The organism is Brevibacillus sp. DP1.3A (assembly GCF_013284245.2).
Taxonomy (GTDB): Bacteria; Bacillota; Bacilli; order Brevibacillales; family Brevibacillaceae; genus Brevibacillus.
The window spans coordinates 662,373-681,281 of record NZ_CP085876.1 but is presented as its reverse complement, the minus strand read 5'-3'; the positions used below and the strand labels follow the sequence as shown (position 1 = coordinate 681,281).

The window sequence follows — 18,909 nt, the reverse complement described above, 5'->3', positions numbered from 1 at the left end:
TACTAATATAACAATTTGGTCAATCGCTAGTTTCTCGTAAAGGGGTATCACATTTGCAGAGTTCCACTAATGCCTGTAACTCCGCCTCATCATCCTTATCTAACTAAACCTGGGCTACTTGGAATATTAATAATTCTTCTAGCTAAACTTTCAACTACATCTAAGTTCATCTTGGGGCAATTTTGATACATCGAAATCTCATGAAGCGGCTTCCAAACTGGTCTAGTCATGAAACCCGTCTCATTCGCTGCTTTAAGTAATTTCTCTTTTTCAGAAGCAAATTGTTCTTCTAATATAAGAACTTGTAGCCAATAATTGCTTTTTGCAAAAGAAGGCTCCATAAACAGCTTAACGCCATCTACCCGAAGAAAAGCATTAGCATACATGTTTGCTAAAGTACGCTTTTGTTCTATAAATTTGGATAACATCTCAAGTTGAGCACAACCTAAAGCAGCATTCAAATTCGGCATTCTATAATTAAAGCCTATGTGATCGTGATCAAACGCCCATGGGTGTGGTTTTTTCGCTGTTGTAGTGATATGTTTCGCCATCTTCCCTAATTCATCATTATTAGTGAGAATGGCTCCCCCTCCACCTGTTGTAACTACTTTGTTTCCGTTAAAACTAACAGCAGCCAATTTGCCCCAATTGCCCGTGTGTCGCCCTTTATAATAAGAACCGAGTGATTCAGCGGCATCTTCAACAAGTTCTATCTTATAGCGATCGCAAATTTCTAACAAAGCGTCCATATCAACTGGGTGGCCAAAAGTATGCATAGGAAGTACTGCCTTTATTCTTCTTCCTGTGATCTTGTTATAGCATCCGTCTTTGCGTTGTACACTGATTTCCATTAGATAATGATCCAACTTCACCGGATCAAGTCCTAGTGTTTCATAACTGCTGTCCACAAAATGAGGAATAGCTCCGCAATAAGAGATAGCATTAGCACTGGCGATAAATGTTAATGCAGGCACAAGTACCTCATCATTCGCTTCCACACCAGCAAGTTTAAGACAAACATGTACTGCAGCTGTTCCATTTACTACTGCTATTGCATGTTTTACCCCCGTATAATCTGCTAGCATCTCTTCAAACTTATTCACATACTTTCCAACTGAGGAGACCCATCCAGTATCAATGCACTCTTTCACATATAACCACTCATTCCCCTGAAACGAAGGCTCATGGAGAGGAACAAAATTTTCCTGTTTAGAGGTTACTTTTTGCAACGCTTCTAAAATGGCCTGTATGCGAAATGTAGTTGTCATATATTGTACATCCCTGTCTTATAATTTTTCAGATTTGATGATGTAGTAAACCAATCAATTGTTTCTTTCAGTCCCCGTTTGAAGCCATCACGCTCACCGTAGGTCGGGTACCAACCAAGTAATTCTTTTGCTTTTGTGTTATCCGCCCACAGGCGTTCCACTTCGCTTTTTTCAGGTCTTAAGCGTTGGTCTTCGGTAAGAATTTCGATATTTTCACTCATTAATTCTGCTATCAGATTAGCCGTCTCACCTATTGAAATTTCATAGTTACTTCCAATATTAATGACTTCGCCAATTGATTTGTCGGATTTTGCGACAGAAATAAATCCATTTACCGTATCTTTCACATAATTAAAATCACGAGTGGGGTGAATTGATCCCAATTTAATTGCTTTTTCTCCACTTGCAATTTGGGTAATAATTGTAGGAATAACAGCACGAGCAGATTGTCGCGGTCCATAGGTATTGAATGGTCTAATAATTGAAACTGGTAAATTGAAAGAATTATAAAAAGATAAGGCTAATTGATCTGCACCAATTTTACTGGCTGAATAAGGTGACTGTCCTTGAAGTGGATGCTCTTCTGTAATGGGTACGAACTTAGCTGTTCCATAGACTTCACTAGTTGAAGTATGAACCACTTTTTCAATATTAAGTTCTCTAGCTGCTTGAAGAACATTTAATGTACCCTTGATATTAGTATCAACATATGTGTCAGGTGAATGGTACGAATATGGGATAGCAATAAGTGAAGCTAAATGGAGTACAACATCATACCCCGTCATCGCTTTCTTAACACCGTAAGGATCTCGAACATCACCTGCAAAAACGTTTAATTCCTTTGTAATTTCATGTGGAGAGTGATCTAACCATCCCCAAGAATTAAATGAATTGTAATTTACAAATGCGCAAACATCGTAACCTTGACGAACTAATTCTTCTACTAGATGTGACCCAATAAATCCATCTGCACCAGTCACCAATATTTTTTTTCCATTTAGGCTCATCTTATCTCTCCTGTATCACTGAAATACTCTTCTCCAATACAATATCTCGCATCTCTTCCAACAGTTTTTTAGTAAGCTCTAGATCTTCTTTGCACACTCTTAAATAATCTTCGAACTCATCTGCTACCTGCTTGGCTTTACCAACTGGATCATTACTATACCTTACCTCTTCGAATACTTTCATAACTAATTGAAAACTCAATGGATTCATTGGCTGGATGATTACTAAATTGTATTTATTTTTTTGTAGTCTATCAAACATCTTATCAAACATATTAAACAGCTTTTCGAGCTGTGGCTTATTACGTGTAGTAATATAGTGTCTCATTTCCGTTAAGATATCTTCAAAACGCCGGAATATCTTAGATAGGTCCTCAGCACTTCTAAACATCTCTGCAGCAGCCTTTTTAAAATATTCTTGATCATACTCAATGTCATGTTCAAGTTGTTCAAACCAATCATGTACGACAGTATTGGTTGTGGTAAAACTGGTTTCAATTATATGTTCCAATCCCTGATAAACGGTCCCTTCAATGTGTGCACCGCCCTTACTGCTATTAATAATTTTTGCAGTCGGGAAAGAACCAATTAGTTCTTCCATTTCTTTTCTCATATCTATGTGCAGACGACTACTTAATGTTAGATTTCCCTCTACATCTCTTACTTTTAAAGCATTTTCCTTTTGTTGATCACTTAATTCAGCATCAATATAATCTATTCCCTTTGCATAATTAAGATCTGCGCGGTATGCAAAATTTTGACCTACAAGGACAATAGGTGAAAAACCCTTTCTAATAAGCACTTCTAGTGCAAGTGTTGCAACACTTGTAAAATACCCAATTTGATTCATAGATGTTCCATTGTTTCTCTTTGCGAATAAATTTACAATATCATCCTTTTCCACTAATAAACTCGCCTTTTTTCCTGGATAATCTATTAGTGTTTCAAAACCAATCGTACTACCAAAAATCAGAGGAATTTGATCAATTCCTTGACTTACGATGTCATCAAATACCTGTTGGTTTAAAATACTTCCGTCATATGAAAATGTCGCATCCGGCTCAATTCCCTGACTCAGCAGAGCATTTACAGCTGAACCTACTGAAAAAATATACGCCAATCCATTTTCCTTTATATATCTTAATCTATCATATTCATCATTTAACGATGGTCCTGCAGACACAATGATTGCTGGTTTTCCTTTAAAGATATTTGAATCATCACCCATGAAATCCGGATTGCTCACCACATATGGTAGGTTACGAAAACCATTAATTACTTTCCTCTTAGCGAAGAGTTTACTAGTACTAATCAATTGTCTTCTCTCATAAATGACTTGACGAAAGGTATCCATAAAGTTCTTGGTTTCTTCGGCAAATATCCGTTCATAACTAGGTAAAATGGCTAAGTAAATCTCTTCACTAAGAAGATTTGTAAAAGAGAGTAAGTTGTTTCTACAATCAACCGAATTTTCTTCAACCATTATTCTTTTAAGTTTTTTTCCTGGTGACCACATTTCAAGATTTTTATGCCTCAACAATTCTTGAAATATCTCGATATTAGGCTCATATATAGAAAATTTAGAGTTGGGGTACAGTTGGACAAATGCGTCAATATGATAGCCCAGCCCTACACCATAAAATAGAACATGTTTTTCACCAATATCTTCAAGCGACTCTATAAATCTTTTTGCTTCTTGAATCGGATTATATTTACTATGTATATAATTCAATCCAGACTCCTTAGAAATGGCAACTACTGGTTCATTCGTTTTCGATTGTTCTAAAATTACATTTTCCCTATTTTTTATTAGCGAATCCTTATATGCCGCCCAAAAGTTTGGAAAGTTGCTTTTTAATACTGTACTATTTTTAAAGATCATCGTTTAAATCCCTCATCCCTTACAATACCTTCGAGATTTTTTTGGATAACCTCAAAGCGTGGAATAAGTTCATATTCAATAATGTCACCAATCATAACCGTATCGTGCTGTCTAATTGCTTGATCTAAGGTTTCTAATTCTTGTGTGAATGTAAGGTTATTATTAAGATACTCAGATGCTTTTTGAATCCACTGTAGTCCCTCGATTAGTTGGCCAAGTTGAAGCCAAGTGTTCTCAGATGGCGCCCCAGAGTAAAATTCCTCCACCAAAGCTGGTAGTATTACAAGAGATCTCACCGTGTAATCACGAACAGATTCTAGCGTTTCATGGCGTAATTGATCTTCCGTTATTACAATTGGCTCAATCGTATCTATTCTATCTAAGTTATTCATTATTACATTTTCAAAATGATCATATATTTCTTCTCCATTAATTTTCAGACCGCAAAAAACTAAACTATTTTTTGTTACAAATGATTCAATTACAGATAGAACATTACTCGCATTCTCAATTTTAGATATATCAATCATCAATTCTTGTTCTCTCAATAGTATTTTCATATTCTTACTACCTCCCTTACTACTCTCATTTATATATCGGTAACTTTTAGTTGCTTAATTACAGGATAAAAGTGGCAAAAAAAAGTATGAGCTTCTAGTTAGAAGCTCATACTTTTTAATTGAATATAGATTAACGGAGCAATTGCAGAACGCCTTGTGGCAATTGGTTAGCTTGTGCCAACATTGCTTGGGACGCTTGAGTCAAAATGTTATTCTTAGTGAATGACATTTGCTCTTTCGCCATATCAACGTCACGGATACGGGATTCAGCAGCAGTCAGGTTCTCAGAAGTGATGTTCAGGTTGTTGATAGTGTTTTCCAGACGGTTTTGGTTCGCACCCAGGTAAGAACGAGCAGCAGATACAGCGTTGATTTGAGCCTCAACATTGCCCAGTGCAGATTTTGCACCAGATTGAGTACCAAGAGCATACGCTTTTACTGCAGATGCAACAGCTGTAAGGTCGAATTTAGTAACATCCAAAGTCAGTGTTTGAGCTTTTTCTTGACCGATTTGCAGATCGATATTCTTGCTACCGTTACCGTTCAGCAGAGAAATACCGTTGAATTTGGTGTTGTCTTTGATGTTGTCAACCTCTTTGCTCAGTTCAGATACTTCTTCTTGGATACGAGCACGGTCTTCAGTATCAGTGTAAGTTCCGTTTGCAGATTGTGTTGCCAGTTCTTTAATACGAACGAGCATGTTGTTCACAGTTTGCAAAGCACCTTCAGCAGTTTGGATCAAGGAGATACCGTCTTGGGAGTTACGGGAAGCTTGTTCCATACCACGTACTTGTGCACGCATACGCTCGGAGATGGAGAGACCAGCAGCATCGTCAGCCGCACGGTTGATGCGGTAGCCGGAAGACAATTTTTCAACGTTTTTAGACAGGTTGCCAGTGTTTACACCCAGTTGACGATGAGTGTTTTGAGCAGACATATTGTGTTGGATAATCATGTGAAGTTCCTCCTTGAGTTGTCGACAGTCACGTCCATGTGACTGTTGCATATATTTGAGACGTATCACAATCGCGCGCTTGTGACTTTGTCTCTACATTATTATTATCGGTTAGCAGCTTCTGGGTGTTTAGTGCTTTTTCTGCTTTTTTGCAAAAAAAAAAGATGTTCTACTGATCATCTTTTTTTTCCGTGCTTGTTTGAAAAAGCTGTTTCATAGCCGCCCAATCACTTTGACTCTTCATCGCCAACCGATTTTCTTCCTGAATGGCATCAAATATCTCTTTCCGATACACATCCAAATTACGTGGTGCGTCGATTCCGAGTTTAATCTGGTCTCCATCAATAGAAATGATTTTAATCTCGATGGTGTCACCGATCATGATCGATTCATTTTTCTTTCGAGAAAGGACCAGCATGTAAACACCACCTACTTTTGATCGACAACACATTGCTCAAACAATGGCTGACGAATGGAGTATGTATCTTCCTGCAAAATGACCTGTCTGCCCATCCGATTGGTCATATTCACTACAATTGGTGCCTTTAGATTTACTGTAGCTTTATTGTTTTCGCGTATAGAAACAATAGAAAACACACCGATTTGAGAGTCTTCCATCACTCGCAATGCCTCTCTTGCTACTTCCGAGAGCTCAAAACTGTAATCCGGGAAGAAGGCAAAGGGATCAATGACCCAAAATCCTACATCTATCTCTTCTGTCGATTGAATCAGAAAAAAAGGATTTCCCTCTTCTTGCATCAACTGAAAAAATTGCAGATGGGAAAACCCCGGGATGCCATCTTCAAAAAATAGCTTACCCATTTCCACTTGTTGACTTGTGTCCATGTTTTCCCCTCACTTACATCTTTTGATCCAGTTGACCGCCGACCACATCTATTTTCAGACTATTATATTGTATCATATATGGCTCTACCTTGCCTGCTGTATACGAAAACTCTGGAGGTCTTGTAACAGGATCTATGCTCATCCCGTTACGTTGTACGTTAATCACGGTTGGTTTGAGGTCCACATTGATTTCGACTCCATCATCCATCGACGTTGCGGGAGGAGTGTAGCCCCCCTCCAACGCCCGTAAGCCTTTTTCTCGTCCAATTGACGCTATAGCGTTCTCTTTTGTGTATATCTTCATTAATCGGTCGCCCTCTTGACTCTTTTCTGCGATAGCCTGGAGAGCCTTTTGTTTTCCATAAGAAGCACTGCTATCACTAAACTCCACAGAGGTCATGATGCCTATATTGGCACGTGCCTGACTCGAATCTATAAATAGCGTAGGACTCCCTTGCTCAATAGAAAGCGTAGCTGGTTTTTGCCGTAAATTCATTTCAGCTTGCGGTTGTTTTATTTCATGAACAGGTTTACTAATGTTCAAACCTAGCCGAGCAAACGTACTCTGCATTTGAATGTTTGGAATTTGCATTGGTCATTCTCCTTCATTTTCTATCTAGCGAAGGAAGTCTAACAATGATGGTTGAATGATCCGAGCTCCAGATCCTAACGCTGCAGAATGAACACTTTCTTGTGTTTTTAAATTTGTCATTACCTTCGCCATGTCTGCATCTTCATTCTTTGACAATAATCCCGTGATGCTAACCTCTTGTGTCTTCAAGCGTTCTGCAATTAGTTCTACGCGGTTCACACTTGCACCTAATGAAGCTCTTTCTGCCAACAATTTATCATATTGTTGATTCATAGCGGGTTGAAACTGTGCTGCACTTCTCCCATTGTTAAGCTCAGTAATGATACCATCGAGCACTTTGAACATATTATTTGCGTTATCAGGGAAGTTAAATATGTTTTGAGCATTAATATTCGAGGTTACAAAGACATTTTGGCTCACTTCCAAATTAATGGGAGAACTGTTCGTACTAACGAAGTCACCTTTTCCACCATTGGCTGTTAAATCATAGGGTGCTTTATTCGTATCTGTACCTGCAAATATATACTTTCCATTAATTTGTTGATTGGCTAGAGTTCCTAAATGATTCTTTAATTCCTGAATCTCTGACCCCATCGTTTTCAAGTCATCAGGTGAAATAGCTCCGTCCGCAGAATAAATCAGGAGCTCTTTTACACGCTTCATGACATTTCCTACTTCATCCATGGTACCATCTGTCATATCCATCCACGATTGTGCTTCATCAACATTCCGTTTGTATTGGTCATTCTCCATTAAAGATGACCGATAAAACATCCCCCGCGCTGCAACTACAGGATCATCGGATGGCTTTGCAATTTTGCTACCGGACGCAAGCTGATGTTGCAACTTATCCATGTTTCGCATGGAATTATGCAAATTCCGCAGCATATTATTATTCAACATATTCTGCGTTACACGTACTGCCATAATCTATTCCCTCCTAATTAGAGGCCCACTCGGCCCATGCCGTTGATGACTTTGTCTAAGATCTCGTCCATGCTTGTCATGACGCGAGCAGAGGCACTGTATGCATGCTGGTATTTCACCATTTCTGCCATTTCGTCATCGATCGATACGCCAGATACAGATTGACGCTGGCTATCCACGGTACCGACGAGCATTTCGGAGTTTAATTGGTTACGCTCAGCTTCTTGGGCGTCAACACCCAATTGGCTAATCGTATAACGATAGTAATTATCTAATGTAGAGCTTTCTGCCAAATCGTTAGGTCCCGCACCCGCAGCCAACACCTTGAATTTGATCGAAGCGATGGCGAGAGCGCTCTTGTTATTCCCTACAGGAGTGCCGCCTGCTTCTGCTTGTGCTGCCGCGATCGCATCCAAGCTCTTCATAATTTCTGGATTAATTACAATCCCAGATGCACTTGTTGGATAGTTTTTGGATGCCGGATTAGCAGCCAGTGAGTTCGCATCTACAAAGAACGGCAGATCCTGTACAGTGCCATTGTTAATATCACTCAAGCTTCGTCCAGCCCGATGCAGATCATTGATTTCCTTCGTCAGATTCACAGCTAAAACATCCAAGCGTTTCAGCATGTTCGGTACGATCTGATCACGAGATTGGAACGTTCCTGCCATATAGCCGGTTGTCGGCACAAACGCCGCTCCGCCCAGCGTCATGTCACTCATGCCCGTAGCTGGATTCTGTACAGTAGCTACTGGCTGCGATGTAATTCCAGTAACAAATTCACGACCTTCAATGGTCACGTTAACCATACCAGCTGTTGACTGAGTTGCACGGACCTCCACCAGCTTGGAGAGCTTATCCAACAATACGTCACGTTGGTCATAGAGATCGTTTGGCTGATAACCATGCGGTACAACGTTAGCAATCTGATTATTCAAGCTAGCAATCTGTTGGCCCAAGGAATTGATCTCCATCGCTTTTACATTAACCACATTGTTGAGATCAGTTTGTACTTCCTTGATGTGATTGGTCAGCGTATTAAACGTATCCGCTACTGCCTTGCTTCGTTCCCGAACAACTGCCCGAGCAGATGTATCTGTCGGATCTTTGGCCAAGTCCTGCCATGCTTGCCACATCTGGTCCATTACTTTTTGCAAGCCAGTATCGGAAGGTTCATTCATGATCCCTTCTAATTTCTCCAACGTTTCCAAACGACCATCCCAGTAGCCTTGGCGTTTGTATTCGTTCCGATACTGAATATCCAAAAACTCTTCCCGCAGACGCTGAATACTAGTCGCTTGCACACCGGTACCGAGCAAGCCTGGCTCTATACTTGCCTGCATCCCCACATAAGGCAAACCATTCGTAGCCTGCATATTCACGCGCTGGCGGCTGTATCCTTCCGTATTCGCATTGGAGATATTGTGTCCCGTTGTATTTAGCGCGGACTGTTGAGCGAACAAGCCGCGTTTGCTGACTTCAATTCCATGAAAAGTAGAGCGCATTTCGACACCTCTTTACGCTTTTTTATTGAAAAAAGTTCGATTTGCCTGACGATACGTATCCGAGGTCGGCTTGCCGTAGATAAAGTCGTCCTCGGGTGTATCCGTGATCAGATCGAGCGTCATATTTACAAAAGAAAGGGATTGCTCCAATAACTGCTGATTCAGGTCGTTAGCATCGCGCAGTTCGGTCACAATCCGGCTTAGCTCATTACGACAGGAAGTGAGTCGCATTTTCTCTTCCGCACTGGTCGTCAACTTGATCAATTCAGCCAGTGTGCCTTCTTGCAGCGCAAAGCCCTTCTGTGCTGTCAATTCTTTTACGACTTGCTGGCGAGCTGCTTCAGCTTCTGCGACGCCCTTGATCAGTTTTTGCTCCTGGCGTGTAATGGCTATAAGTTCATCCACATTCCCTCTTACCAGCACTTCTTTCTTGTGCGAGGCTAAGGTGTACAAGGCTTTGTGCAACTGGATCAAGTTGTCGAGCAGATCGTAGAGTCTATTCATCCCTTGCTTCTCCTCATCTTCCATCGAAAACTATTTAAAGAGGCTGTTCAAAAAGCCCTCTCTAGATCTGTGTTACAGCTTTTTCCAAAAGGACAGGAGCTTATCAGCGATCCGCTCACTTGAGACGTGATATTTTCCTTCCTCCACTTGCTTCTTCAACTGCTCCACTTTTTCCCGACGTTGTGGAGAGTTGACATCTTCTACTTGCTTTTGCATTTCTAGCGCTTCTGTGGAAATGTTTACTTCATCCTTGCCCATCGGGATTTTGCCGCTTTTGCCTACCTGGTTGTTACCTGTCTTGTTGTAAGCATTGATCATCCCGACACGGTTAGGTTCATTAATCCGCATCTGATTACCATCCTCTCATACCAACGGTCTTTTCATAGAAAAAACCGATGACACCTCTTAGTAGTATCATCGGCAATTTCATGATGTACGATTAGTTTTTTTGCACAAAACTATTCGTCACTATTCTGCTTTCTTCGATAAGCTGCCTTAGCCAGATCGGCGCGTTGGAACTCCTCCAATCGCTGCTCTACCTCGATTTGTTGCGTGATTTCATGCTTCAAGCCGTTTAGACAAGATTCGCAAATGTTGCCTGCTCGAATCAAAAAACCGCAGCGCTCACATGGATAACCAAGATTTGGACTTCCGGCAACCGAAATGCGCCCTTCCTTGATAAACTTCGTGATTTGCTTCACGCTCACACCGGTGGCTTCGCTCACTTGATGAATATTCGATCCACGATTTTCACGCTTGCGTAAAAACTGGGCGCAGGCCTCATATTCGTGTTCCACTTCTTTACAGCACTTGGGGCAAATGTCACGGACTGCTTGTACAAATACAGCATCACACCGCGAGCAGTTTGCCAACTTGCCCATAGACATATCGGACTACCCCTTTTCCGTTCAGAAAGTTCATACGGTTCTACATCCGTTGTATGCCTACATCATAGCTTAATTTTTCCAAACTGGCTATCGGTATATTGTCAAGGAATATACTTCACAGCTTGGCCCCAAATGTGCTCTGATTGTCCTCGCGCACGAACGCAACGTCGAACCAGTCGTATAAATATCGTCAAGGAGCAGAATTTTAGCAGCAAAGGGCATATCCTCGCCATCCCACACAAAAGCTTCGCGCATACTTTCGTGGCGTGCTGCGCGCCCTTTTTGCTTGCTCAGCTTTGGAGTGTCCTTCGTTCGACGTAGCAGCGGTCTCACGGGAATCTTGATCGCTGCTCCTAAATAGCGGGCCAGCAAATCAACCTGATTGAAGCCACGTTCCCGCAATCGTTGTGGATGCAAAGGAACCGTCGTGATACAGGTAAACCCCATAGACCTGTAATAACGCTGAACCGTAATGGCGAGAAGCGTACCGTAGTATAAAGCTAGCCGCTCGTCACCGCGGTATTTAAACAATCCGAGCAAATCCTTCTCTCCCTTTTCATAGCGAAGCAAACTCCGATTTGCCACCAATATCTGCTCATCTTCTCCATGAACACAATCCCTGCATAGCCCTTCGTCGCCGATACTAACCTGCAGCTCCCTATCACGCCCGCACCGCTGGCAAATATCATGCCCGATCAACGGCAAGGAATCAAGGCAGACTCCACACAACACGATCCCTTTTAACATCCGGTAGATGACCGGATAGCTCGCCTGATCGGATAGCTGTCGCACCTTTTCACGAACGACCGTTTCCTTTTGGAGAGCTACGATATGTCCACCACAACGCACACACATCCTACTGGTCATGAAAGACCTCTTTGTTCCTCGAGACTTTGAGCCAAGCAGTTCATCTGTGATATCTGTCTGACGGCCCGCTTTGGAAAAGTAGCGCGTTCTGCTTGCAAAAATAAAACACTCCCCGTCGTATCATCAACGGATCGTCCTACTCGTCCTGCTATCTGCACCAATGACGCTTCGTCAAATACAGGTGCCTCCGCGCCTACCACTACTACGTCACTCTTTGGTATGGTCACACCCCGCTCCAAAATCGTAGTCGTCACCATGACGGTATAACGTTTTTGTCGAAATGCGAGTACCTTTTCCTCCCGCATAGGGTCTGCCGCATGAACACCAGCCATCTCCCCTGCATGATCAGGAAGCCATTTTTGAAGGTACGATAGCACCCTGTCAATTTCATCAACTCGCGGGACAAACACAAAAACTTGTCGGCCTTCACTCAGTGAACTACTCACTGCTTCTATAAACGGTGCCACGATTCGATTCGACCGAACGCGCTTATGTAAGTCTTGTACCGTGAGAATCTTGGGGACAGGAAGCGCAGCACCATGATAGCGTCCAGGTAACAGAACATGCGTATCAGAAAATAGCGGTATTGCGCCAGACGAGCCTAGGAATGAGCGTCCTTTTCTAACGAGCCGCTTTTGCAAATATCCCGGAGGTGTCGCGCTTAAATAGAGGAGCTTCCCATTCTTTTTCACTGCTCTGGATAGAGCGCGATACAAAATAGGATCATTATGATACGGGAACGCGTCGGCCTCGTCGAGAACGACCAGCAAAAAACGCCGATGATAGCGCATGACCTGATGCGTGGTCGCAATCGTGATGTCACTCTCTTCCCACTTCTCCGCGCTCGAACCGTGGACAGCAATCACTTTAGCCCCTGGAAAGACTCGCTGAATACGCGGAGCCAATTCCAACACGACGTCTTTTCGAGGTGTTGCAATCAAAACGCGACCGCCAGCAGCAAGTGCCTCTGTAACAGAAGGGAATAACAACTCCGTCTTACCCGCTCCACAAACTGCCCAGATCAAATATTCCGACAGCCCTGGTCTCGGATTGGCTACAAAGCAACGCGCCCGCTCAGCTGCCCGTGATTGATCTGCCGAATACCTCCCCGCCCACTCCAATCTCGCCACGTTCTGCAAGTGTTCTGTACTACGGATAAGCGATGCTCCTACATCCATTAAAAAATACGGTGTACAACACTTACTCCTGCCCATCCCTAAACAAGCTGTGCAATAGGCGCAGCCTTGCTCACACGTATGACAATAAGTAAATTCCACCTTCGCTCCTGCACTTCCGCAGCGTTCACAGACCAACTCCAGCCGATTGCGCCACCATCCTTTTGTGACCGTAAAACGAATGCCAGGTCGCCACTCCGCTTTGTTTGCCAGCACGAATGAATGCAAAATGGCTGACAAATCATGTACGTCCACCCCTCGCTTTTTCAACACAGACTCCACTTCATCCCAAAGGAGCGCACGCCCGTCCAAAATCTCGCTCAAAACAGCTTCTTGTGGTTTCTCGCGCGATGAGCTCCTTCGAAGAAGTTCACGACCACCCAAAAGGCCCAACTGAGCACCCGGCAATTTCCCCAATACTTTGCTACCTTGATAAGAAACTTCCACACTCTCCTCGACTGACTCCCAAGAAAACCACCCCTGCCCTCGACGATCCAGTACGCTCACTGTTTCCCGTCCATATAAGCTACTCGCTTCGCACACGCCACTTACCGCCAGCGCTCTCAACTCTTTTACATATCCATCACTCAGCATCCGTCCCTTACCGACTTGTTCCATCAAATACCCGTTCACTTTCGCACGCAAGGAAAAAGCCAGAGCAAGCGACGATGTCTTCCCAATGACATGCAGGACACACCCTTCTCTTTCCTGCCAAAAAGAACGATCTACAGAAAAGCTCGGCGTAACATAAGTCTGCACCTGTGGTATTGATCCGCCGTAAGCTTTGATATACAGCAAATACTCACGCATACGCTCACTCCCCCGCCCTCTTGCCCTTAGTGTGCAAAAAGACAGACAGGTCCGGCAAATAAATTTCGGAATCAAAATCAGGCTGTAGAAAAATAAAAAAGCCGCCGATCTATTGTCGACAGCTCGTAATATTTACGCTTAATAAATTTTTATGCTCCCTCTTTTTTCTCCCGCAGATCAATGACGATGGTTCCAGCCGCCTTCTCCTCTTGTCCGTCTCCCAAACAATGTCCGTACGGATAACGATTCAAGACGGCTGTCATCTGTTTCGTATCATCGTCTGATCCATCATCTATCAAGGTAATTCGGATAGGTCTGCCACTCCAATACGAGCGAAACAGCAGACTCCGCACTACACGTTCTAGCACCTGTTCCGAATTGCGCACCAGCAACCGATAATGCTCATACGGGAGCTCGCTCGCGCTATCCGTCCGATTCGTCCAGCGCTCCGCGATCATTACCAACAAAGAGGAGCAGCCAAATGCTGCCAAAAGCCATACAATCAGCTCTTCCATCACGGTCATACCTCCTCCTATACCAAGGTATGCCGCACAGCTTGAACAGAGTGCAAATAGGAAGCGCTTCCTACAGTTTCACCCAGCCGTTTTTAATGGAGATGACAACAGCTTGTGTCCGGTCTTGAACATTGAGCTTCTGCAAAATGCTACTAACGTGGTTTTTAACCGTCTTTTCACTAATAAACAAGAATTCCCCAATGGCACGATTGCTTTTCCCTTCTGCCATCAGCTGCAATACTTCCCGCTCGCGACGGGTAAGCGATTCGATCACTTTTGGATCGATGGCTTGCGATTCATCTACGGAGAAGCTACGCTCTGCCGTCCCTTCCTGCTCGCTCAGTCGACGGAATTCTTCAATCAGCTTGCCCGTCACCTTTGGATGTATGTATGCTCCACCACTCGCCACTACACGCACAGCGTCAACGAGGTCTGACGTTCCCATTTCCTTCAGCAAGTAGCCAGAAGCTCCAGCACGGAGTGTACGATATACATACCCCTCATCATCATGAATCGAGAGCATAATCACACGAGTAGAAGGGCTTACAGAAATCACATTTTCTGCAGCAGAAACGCCATTTATGTTCGGCATGTTAATATCCATCAACAAGACATCCGGCTTGTGCTCTTCCGCCAATACTGTGGCTTCTCCTCCGTCCGCACCTTCACCGACGACCTTGAAATCTTCTTCCATTTCCAATATTCGCTTTACGCCTTCGCGAAATAATTGATGGTCATCCACAATCACAATGCGGAGTTCTTGCTGTCTCTTATCCATGGTTCATCCCCCAGTACTTGTTTACGTATCATGTCACAATTTTATCGGTATTTGGAATATAACCTTGGTTCCCTCTCCCAGAGCGGATTGCAGCTCGACACTACCCTCTAAGAGCTGTACACGCTCACGCATTCCCAAGAGTCCAAAAGAGTTGCCATTCGCCATACGTTTTTCAAGATCGAATCCGACCCCATCGTCTTTGACGACGAGGCTTAACGAATCTTGTACAAATTCCAGCTTCACTTGAACTGTCGTAGCGCCTGCGTGCTTCTCCACATTGTTCAAACATTCCTGAACCAAACGGAAGATCGCAGCCTTTACCGAACTACGCAAAGGAGGCTCCACACCAAATACTACCAGATCGATAGAAGACTGAATACGCTCTTCGCACGTTTGAATATATTTTTGCAAGGTAGGTACTAGCCCTAAGTCATCTAATGCCATTGGACGCAAATCAAAAATAATACGTCGAACATCCGCCAAGCTCAAACGTACCATTTCCTTCAACTCGTGCAGTTCCATTTGCGCTTCCAAAATGCGCTCGTTTTTCAACATGCGTTCTACAATTTCCGAACGCAGCACGACATTTGCCATCGATTGAGCTGGACCGTCGTGAATCTCGCGCGCGACACGCTTACGCTCTTCTTCCTGAGCTTGGATTACCTTTAGGCCCATCAACTGATGCTGCTTAGCTGATTCCAGCGCCTCGCCAATCTTACTTAAGTCACCAGTCAAATATCCAAGCACAACGCCCATTTGAGAAACCAGCTTTTCTGCACGGACGATGGTTTCTTCCAAGGTACGCAGTTGACGCTCCAAATCATTTCTTCTGCGCTTCAAATTATTTTCCCGCTCGCGGTAAATGGACAGTTCTACCTGAATACGGCTCGCCTCTTCATACGCAACCCGGATATCTTCCTCCGTGTACATATGAAAATTACGACTGACCAACACGAGCTTGTTGCGCGATTTGCGATACGCGAGTTCAAGCGCATCGACTTTTTGAATCACTTTGGAAATCTCTTGTCGAAGTTCATGTAGATCAAACTTCAATGAGTTGCCATGCTGTCTGGCGTTTTCAGCTATATCAAATATTTGGGTTTTACTCGTTTCTACGGTTTCAATCGTTCGTTTGATCACCCCGTCCAGCACGCTGATGTCTATCGCTTTGTTCATGATTGCTCTCCTTCAAACTCATTTTTAGCCTTCGTGAACAACTGTTGGAGGTGCTCTTCTTCTACATCTCGCAGTCCCATGTCATTGCGTGGAATGGCAAACGGATCTGTTCCTTGTTTTACGAATCCACGATTGGATGTAAACACATAGCGGTAGCCAGCTTGACGAGCTGTCTCCAGTACGATTGGACTTGTGTAGCCAAATGGCAACGAGATAGCCTCAACCTTTTTCTTCATCCATTCGCTTAAACTGACGCGAGATATACTGAAATCTACATAGAGGCGGTCCCTGTACTCTTTCTCTTCCTCTAAACGCTGCAAGTCTTTCAGATAGACCGGAGCTGTTTCTGGGCCAAGATCGCCCCACTCATTTCGTTCTTCCTCTTCATGCAGACTGTACGTGTGGGACCCAATCGTAACCAGTCCCGAATGAGTCATTTCGTTAACCTGTTGACGCGTAAGTGGTGGCGTCATATTCTCCCGTTTTCGATCAGCTACATCTCTTAAGCGCCCCGCAATCGCGAAGTTCACTGAAGGGTAGCCGTATGTACGTAAGATCGGAAATGCTTCTTTGTAATAGCTCTCATACCCATCGTCGAACGTAATCAAAACAGCATTCTCAGTCGGTAAGGTACCCGTCTCCATAAATCGCAGGAACTCATCCAACGATATCGGATTCAGGTCATTATCATGCAAAAATTTCATGTGTCGGGCAAATTGATCAGGAGCTATGACATACCGCTGATTCGATTGATCCGTGACATGATGGTACGTCAAAACCACAACCTGATTGTTATACCACTTTTTCGTTTGAACCGCTGCTTCTTCAATTGGTGTGACGTTTGGCTCAGCATTTTTTGTCTCACTTATGCTTATAGACGTATCCACTTGGGGAAAAGGTTGCACTTCTTGTTTATTCTTTTTTTCCAGAAAAGATTCGCCTAACAACCCAATAGCCACTGCAAAAAACAAAAAAGTAAGAAACACGATCAGGAAGAGCCTTCTGTTCGGCAAAAAAACCCCTCCTCTACTTCCTCACTAGGAGATTCGACACAGTCCTACAAATTCCTGTGCAACAATTGACCCAATAATTGGATGACTCTGCTCCTAAAAAGAAAAAGAGCCCAGTAGCAATACCAGGCTCTTTTTATGTCATTCAGCAATATTACAGTTGAGCAGCCTCTTGCTTCAGAACTTCTGCTTTGTCTGTTTGCTCCCAAGGAACATTCAGGTCATTGCGTCCAAAGTGGCCATATGCAGCTGTTTGTTTGTAGATAGGACGACGCAGGTCGAGCTGCTTGATGATACCAGCAGGACGCAGGTCGAAGTGTTTGCGAACCAATTTCACCAGAGCTTCTTCGGAAATGGTACCTGTACCGAAAGTATCTACTGCGATGGAAACTGGTTGTGCTACACCAATTGCGTAAGCAACTTGTACTTCGCATTTGTCTGCGAGACCAGCAGCCACGATGTTTTTCGCTACATAACGAGCTGCGTAAGCACCGGAACGGTCAACTTTAGTCGGATCTTTACCGGAGAACGCACCGCCGCCATGACGAGCATAACCGCCGTAAGTATCTACGATGATTTTGCGACCAGTCAAGCCAGCATCCCCTTGTGGTCCGCCAATTACGAAACGGCCAGTTGGGTTGATGAAGTATTTGGTATCAGCGTCCAACAGTTCAGCTGGAACAACTGGTTTGATTACTTGCTCAACCAGATCTTGCTTGATTTGCTCCAGAGTTGTTTCAGGAGCATGTTGGGTAGAAATAACGATTGTATCGATACGAACTGGTTTGTCGCCATCGTACTCAACGGTTACTTGTGTTTTTCCGTCAGGACGGAGGTAAGCAAGTGTTCCGTTTTTACGTACTTCAGTCAGACGACGAGCCAATTGGTGGGACATGCTGATCGGAAGTGGCATCAGCTCAGGTGTTTCATTGCAAGCAAAACCAAACATCAAACCTTGGTCACCAGCACCAATTGCTTCGATCTCAGCGTCAGTCATTTTGCCTTCGCGTGCTTCCAATGCTTGGTCTACACCAAGTGCAATGTCAGCGGACTGCTCGCCAATTGCAGTAATAACACCGCAAGTGTCAGCGTCAAAACCGAATTTCGCACGGTCATAACCGATTTCACGAATGGTTTCACGAACGAGCTTTTGGATATCCACATAAGTGTTTGTAGTGATTTCACCTGCTACGAGAACCAAACCAGTAGTTACGGAAGTTTCGCAAGCTACGCGAGCGTTTGGATCTTTGGACAGGATCGCATCCAAGATGGAGTCGGAAATTTGGTCACAAATTTTATCCGGATGTCCTTCAGTTACAGATTCGGATGTAAACAGACGACGACCTTTTTGCAAAGCCATGAGAAAATACCTCCTTTGACCTCATACAAATAGTGTGGTAGCCGAGTCAGGATTTTATCTACGTAAACGCAAATAAAAAACCTTTTCCGTTTTTTAGGAGGAAAAGGTTTGAGCGTTTTTTGCTTCCTTCATCCTCTTATCGGCCAGAACAGATGTCCGTTCTGCTGGTTAGCACCGCTCTAGATCGGTTGCCGGGCTTCATAGGGCCAGTCCCTCCGCCTGCTCTGGATAAGAGTATCCATTACGGATAATAGAATAATTGTTTTTTTCAGAGATGTCAATAGG

The 18,909-nt window shown here is 43.7% G+C and carries 20 protein-coding genes and 1 riboswitch; all 20 genes read right to left on the bottom strand.

Features of this window, described 5'->3' with window-relative positions:
- Positions 1 to 95 precede the first annotated feature (95 nt).
- The 20 genes from HP399_RS03435 to metK all read right to left on the bottom strand — a co-directional run bounded on the left by HP399_RS03435 (position 96) and on the right by metK (position 18,624).
- The gene (locus HP399_RS03435; protein ID WP_173619658.1) at positions 96 to 1,268 is read right to left on the bottom strand and encodes a LegC family aminotransferase; all 1,173 of its coding nucleotides are present in this window, start codon (positions 1,266 to 1,268) and stop codon (positions 96 to 98) included.
- Positions 1,265 to 2,275, bottom strand: a complete 1,011-nt coding sequence (locus HP399_RS03430) for an NAD-dependent 4,6-dehydratase LegB (protein ID WP_173619659.1) — start codon at positions 2,273 to 2,275, stop codon at positions 1,265 to 1,267. Before HP399_RS03430 ends, HP399_RS03435 begins: the two co-directional genes overlap by 4 nt.
- A 1-nt stretch (position 2,276) precedes the next feature.
- Entirely contained in the window at positions 2,277 to 4,157 is a 1,881-nt protein-coding gene (locus HP399_RS03425; RefSeq protein ID WP_173619660.1) for a motility associated factor glycosyltransferase family protein, read from the bottom strand.
- Positions 4,154 to 4,717 (bottom strand): DUF8042 domain-containing protein, encoded by a 564-nt coding sequence (locus HP399_RS03420; RefSeq protein WP_173619661.1) that lies wholly within the window; start codon positions 4,715 to 4,717, stop codon positions 4,154 to 4,156. Before HP399_RS03420 ends, HP399_RS03425 begins: the two co-directional genes overlap by 4 nt.
- Positions 4,718 to 4,847: 130 nt before the next feature.
- The gene (locus HP399_RS03415; RefSeq protein WP_173619662.1) at positions 4,848 to 5,672 is read right to left on the bottom strand and encodes a flagellin N-terminal helical domain-containing protein; all 825 of its coding nucleotides are present in this window, start codon (positions 5,670 to 5,672) and stop codon (positions 4,848 to 4,850) included.
- 169 nt (positions 5,673 to 5,841) lie between these two features.
- A complete protein-coding gene (gene csrA, locus HP399_RS03410; protein ID WP_173619663.1) occupies positions 5,842 to 6,090 on the bottom strand; it encodes a carbon storage regulator CsrA in 249 nt (82 codons plus the stop codon).
- 11 nt (positions 6,091 to 6,101) lie between these two features.
- A complete protein-coding gene (gene fliW / locus HP399_RS03405) occupies positions 6,102 to 6,518 on the bottom strand; it encodes a flagellar assembly protein FliW (protein ID WP_015893563.1) in 417 nt (138 codons plus the stop codon).
- Between the two features lie 13 nt (positions 6,519 to 6,531).
- Positions 6,532 to 7,110: a DUF6470 family protein gene (locus HP399_RS03400; RefSeq protein ID WP_173619664.1), complete on the bottom strand. Its 579-nt coding sequence runs from the start codon at positions 7,108 to 7,110 to the stop codon at positions 6,532 to 6,534.
- A 24-nt stretch (positions 7,111 to 7,134) separates the two neighbouring features.
- Entirely contained in the window at positions 7,135 to 8,037 is a 903-nt protein-coding gene (flgL, locus tag HP399_RS03395) for a flagellar hook-associated protein FlgL (RefSeq protein WP_173619665.1), read from the bottom strand.
- Between the two features lie 17 nt (positions 8,038 to 8,054).
- Positions 8,055 to 9,542, bottom strand: coding sequence for a flagellar hook-associated protein FlgK (gene flgK, locus HP399_RS03390; RefSeq protein WP_173619666.1), 1,488 nt, complete (start codon positions 9,540 to 9,542; stop codon positions 8,055 to 8,057).
- Between the two features lie 12 nt (positions 9,543 to 9,554).
- Positions 9,555 to 10,046, bottom strand: a complete 492-nt coding sequence (locus HP399_RS03385; protein WP_173619667.1) for a flagellar protein FlgN — start codon at positions 10,044 to 10,046, stop codon at positions 9,555 to 9,557.
- 72 nt (positions 10,047 to 10,118) lie between these two features.
- On the bottom strand, positions 10,119 to 10,394 hold the full coding sequence (gene flgM / locus HP399_RS03380; protein WP_016742371.1) for a flagellar biosynthesis anti-sigma factor FlgM: 276 nt from the start codon (positions 10,392 to 10,394) through the stop codon (positions 10,119 to 10,121).
- A gap of 110 nt (positions 10,395 to 10,504) precedes the next feature.
- Positions 10,505 to 10,933, bottom strand: a complete 429-nt coding sequence (locus HP399_RS03375) for a TIGR03826 family flagellar region protein (RefSeq protein ID WP_173619668.1) — start codon at positions 10,931 to 10,933, stop codon at positions 10,505 to 10,507.
- A gap of 87 nt (positions 10,934 to 11,020) precedes the next feature.
- The gene (locus HP399_RS03370) at positions 11,021 to 11,800 is read right to left on the bottom strand and encodes a ComF family protein (RefSeq protein ID WP_173619669.1); all 780 of its coding nucleotides are present in this window, start codon (positions 11,798 to 11,800) and stop codon (positions 11,021 to 11,023) included.
- Positions 11,797 to 13,785, bottom strand: a complete 1,989-nt coding sequence (locus HP399_RS03365; RefSeq protein WP_173619670.1) for an ATP-dependent helicase ComFA — start codon at positions 13,783 to 13,785, stop codon at positions 11,797 to 11,799. Before HP399_RS03365 ends, HP399_RS03370 begins: the two co-directional genes overlap by 4 nt.
- Before the next feature lie 149 nt (positions 13,786 to 13,934).
- Positions 13,935 to 14,300 carry a glycosyltransferase family 2 protein gene (locus HP399_RS03360; RefSeq protein WP_173619921.1) on the bottom strand — a complete coding sequence of 122 codons (366 nt, stop codon included), beginning with the start codon at positions 14,298 to 14,300 and terminating at the stop codon, positions 13,935 to 13,937.
- Between the two features lie 70 nt (positions 14,301 to 14,370).
- The gene (locus HP399_RS03355) at positions 14,371 to 15,078 is read right to left on the bottom strand and encodes a response regulator (RefSeq protein ID WP_015893575.1); all 708 of its coding nucleotides are present in this window, start codon (positions 15,076 to 15,078) and stop codon (positions 14,371 to 14,373) included.
- Positions 15,079 to 15,111: 33 nt separating this feature from the next.
- Entirely contained in the window at positions 15,112 to 16,254 is a 1,143-nt protein-coding gene (locus tag HP399_RS03350) for a sensor histidine kinase (protein ID WP_173619671.1), read from the bottom strand.
- The gene (locus tag HP399_RS03345; protein WP_173619672.1) at positions 16,251 to 17,267 is read right to left on the bottom strand and encodes a polysaccharide deacetylase family protein; all 1,017 of its coding nucleotides are present in this window, start codon (positions 17,265 to 17,267) and stop codon (positions 16,251 to 16,253) included. The genes HP399_RS03350 and HP399_RS03345 overlap by 4 nt, the downstream gene beginning before the upstream one ends.
- A 151-nt stretch (positions 17,268 to 17,418) precedes the next feature.
- Positions 17,419 to 18,624 (bottom strand): methionine adenosyltransferase, encoded by a 1,206-nt coding sequence (gene metK / locus HP399_RS03340; RefSeq protein ID WP_217367744.1) that lies wholly within the window; start codon positions 18,622 to 18,624, stop codon positions 17,419 to 17,421.
- A gap of 133 nt (positions 18,625 to 18,757) precedes the next feature.
- Positions 18,758 to 18,859: riboswitch (SAM riboswitch) on the bottom strand.
- Positions 18,860 to 18,909 lie beyond the last annotated feature (50 nt).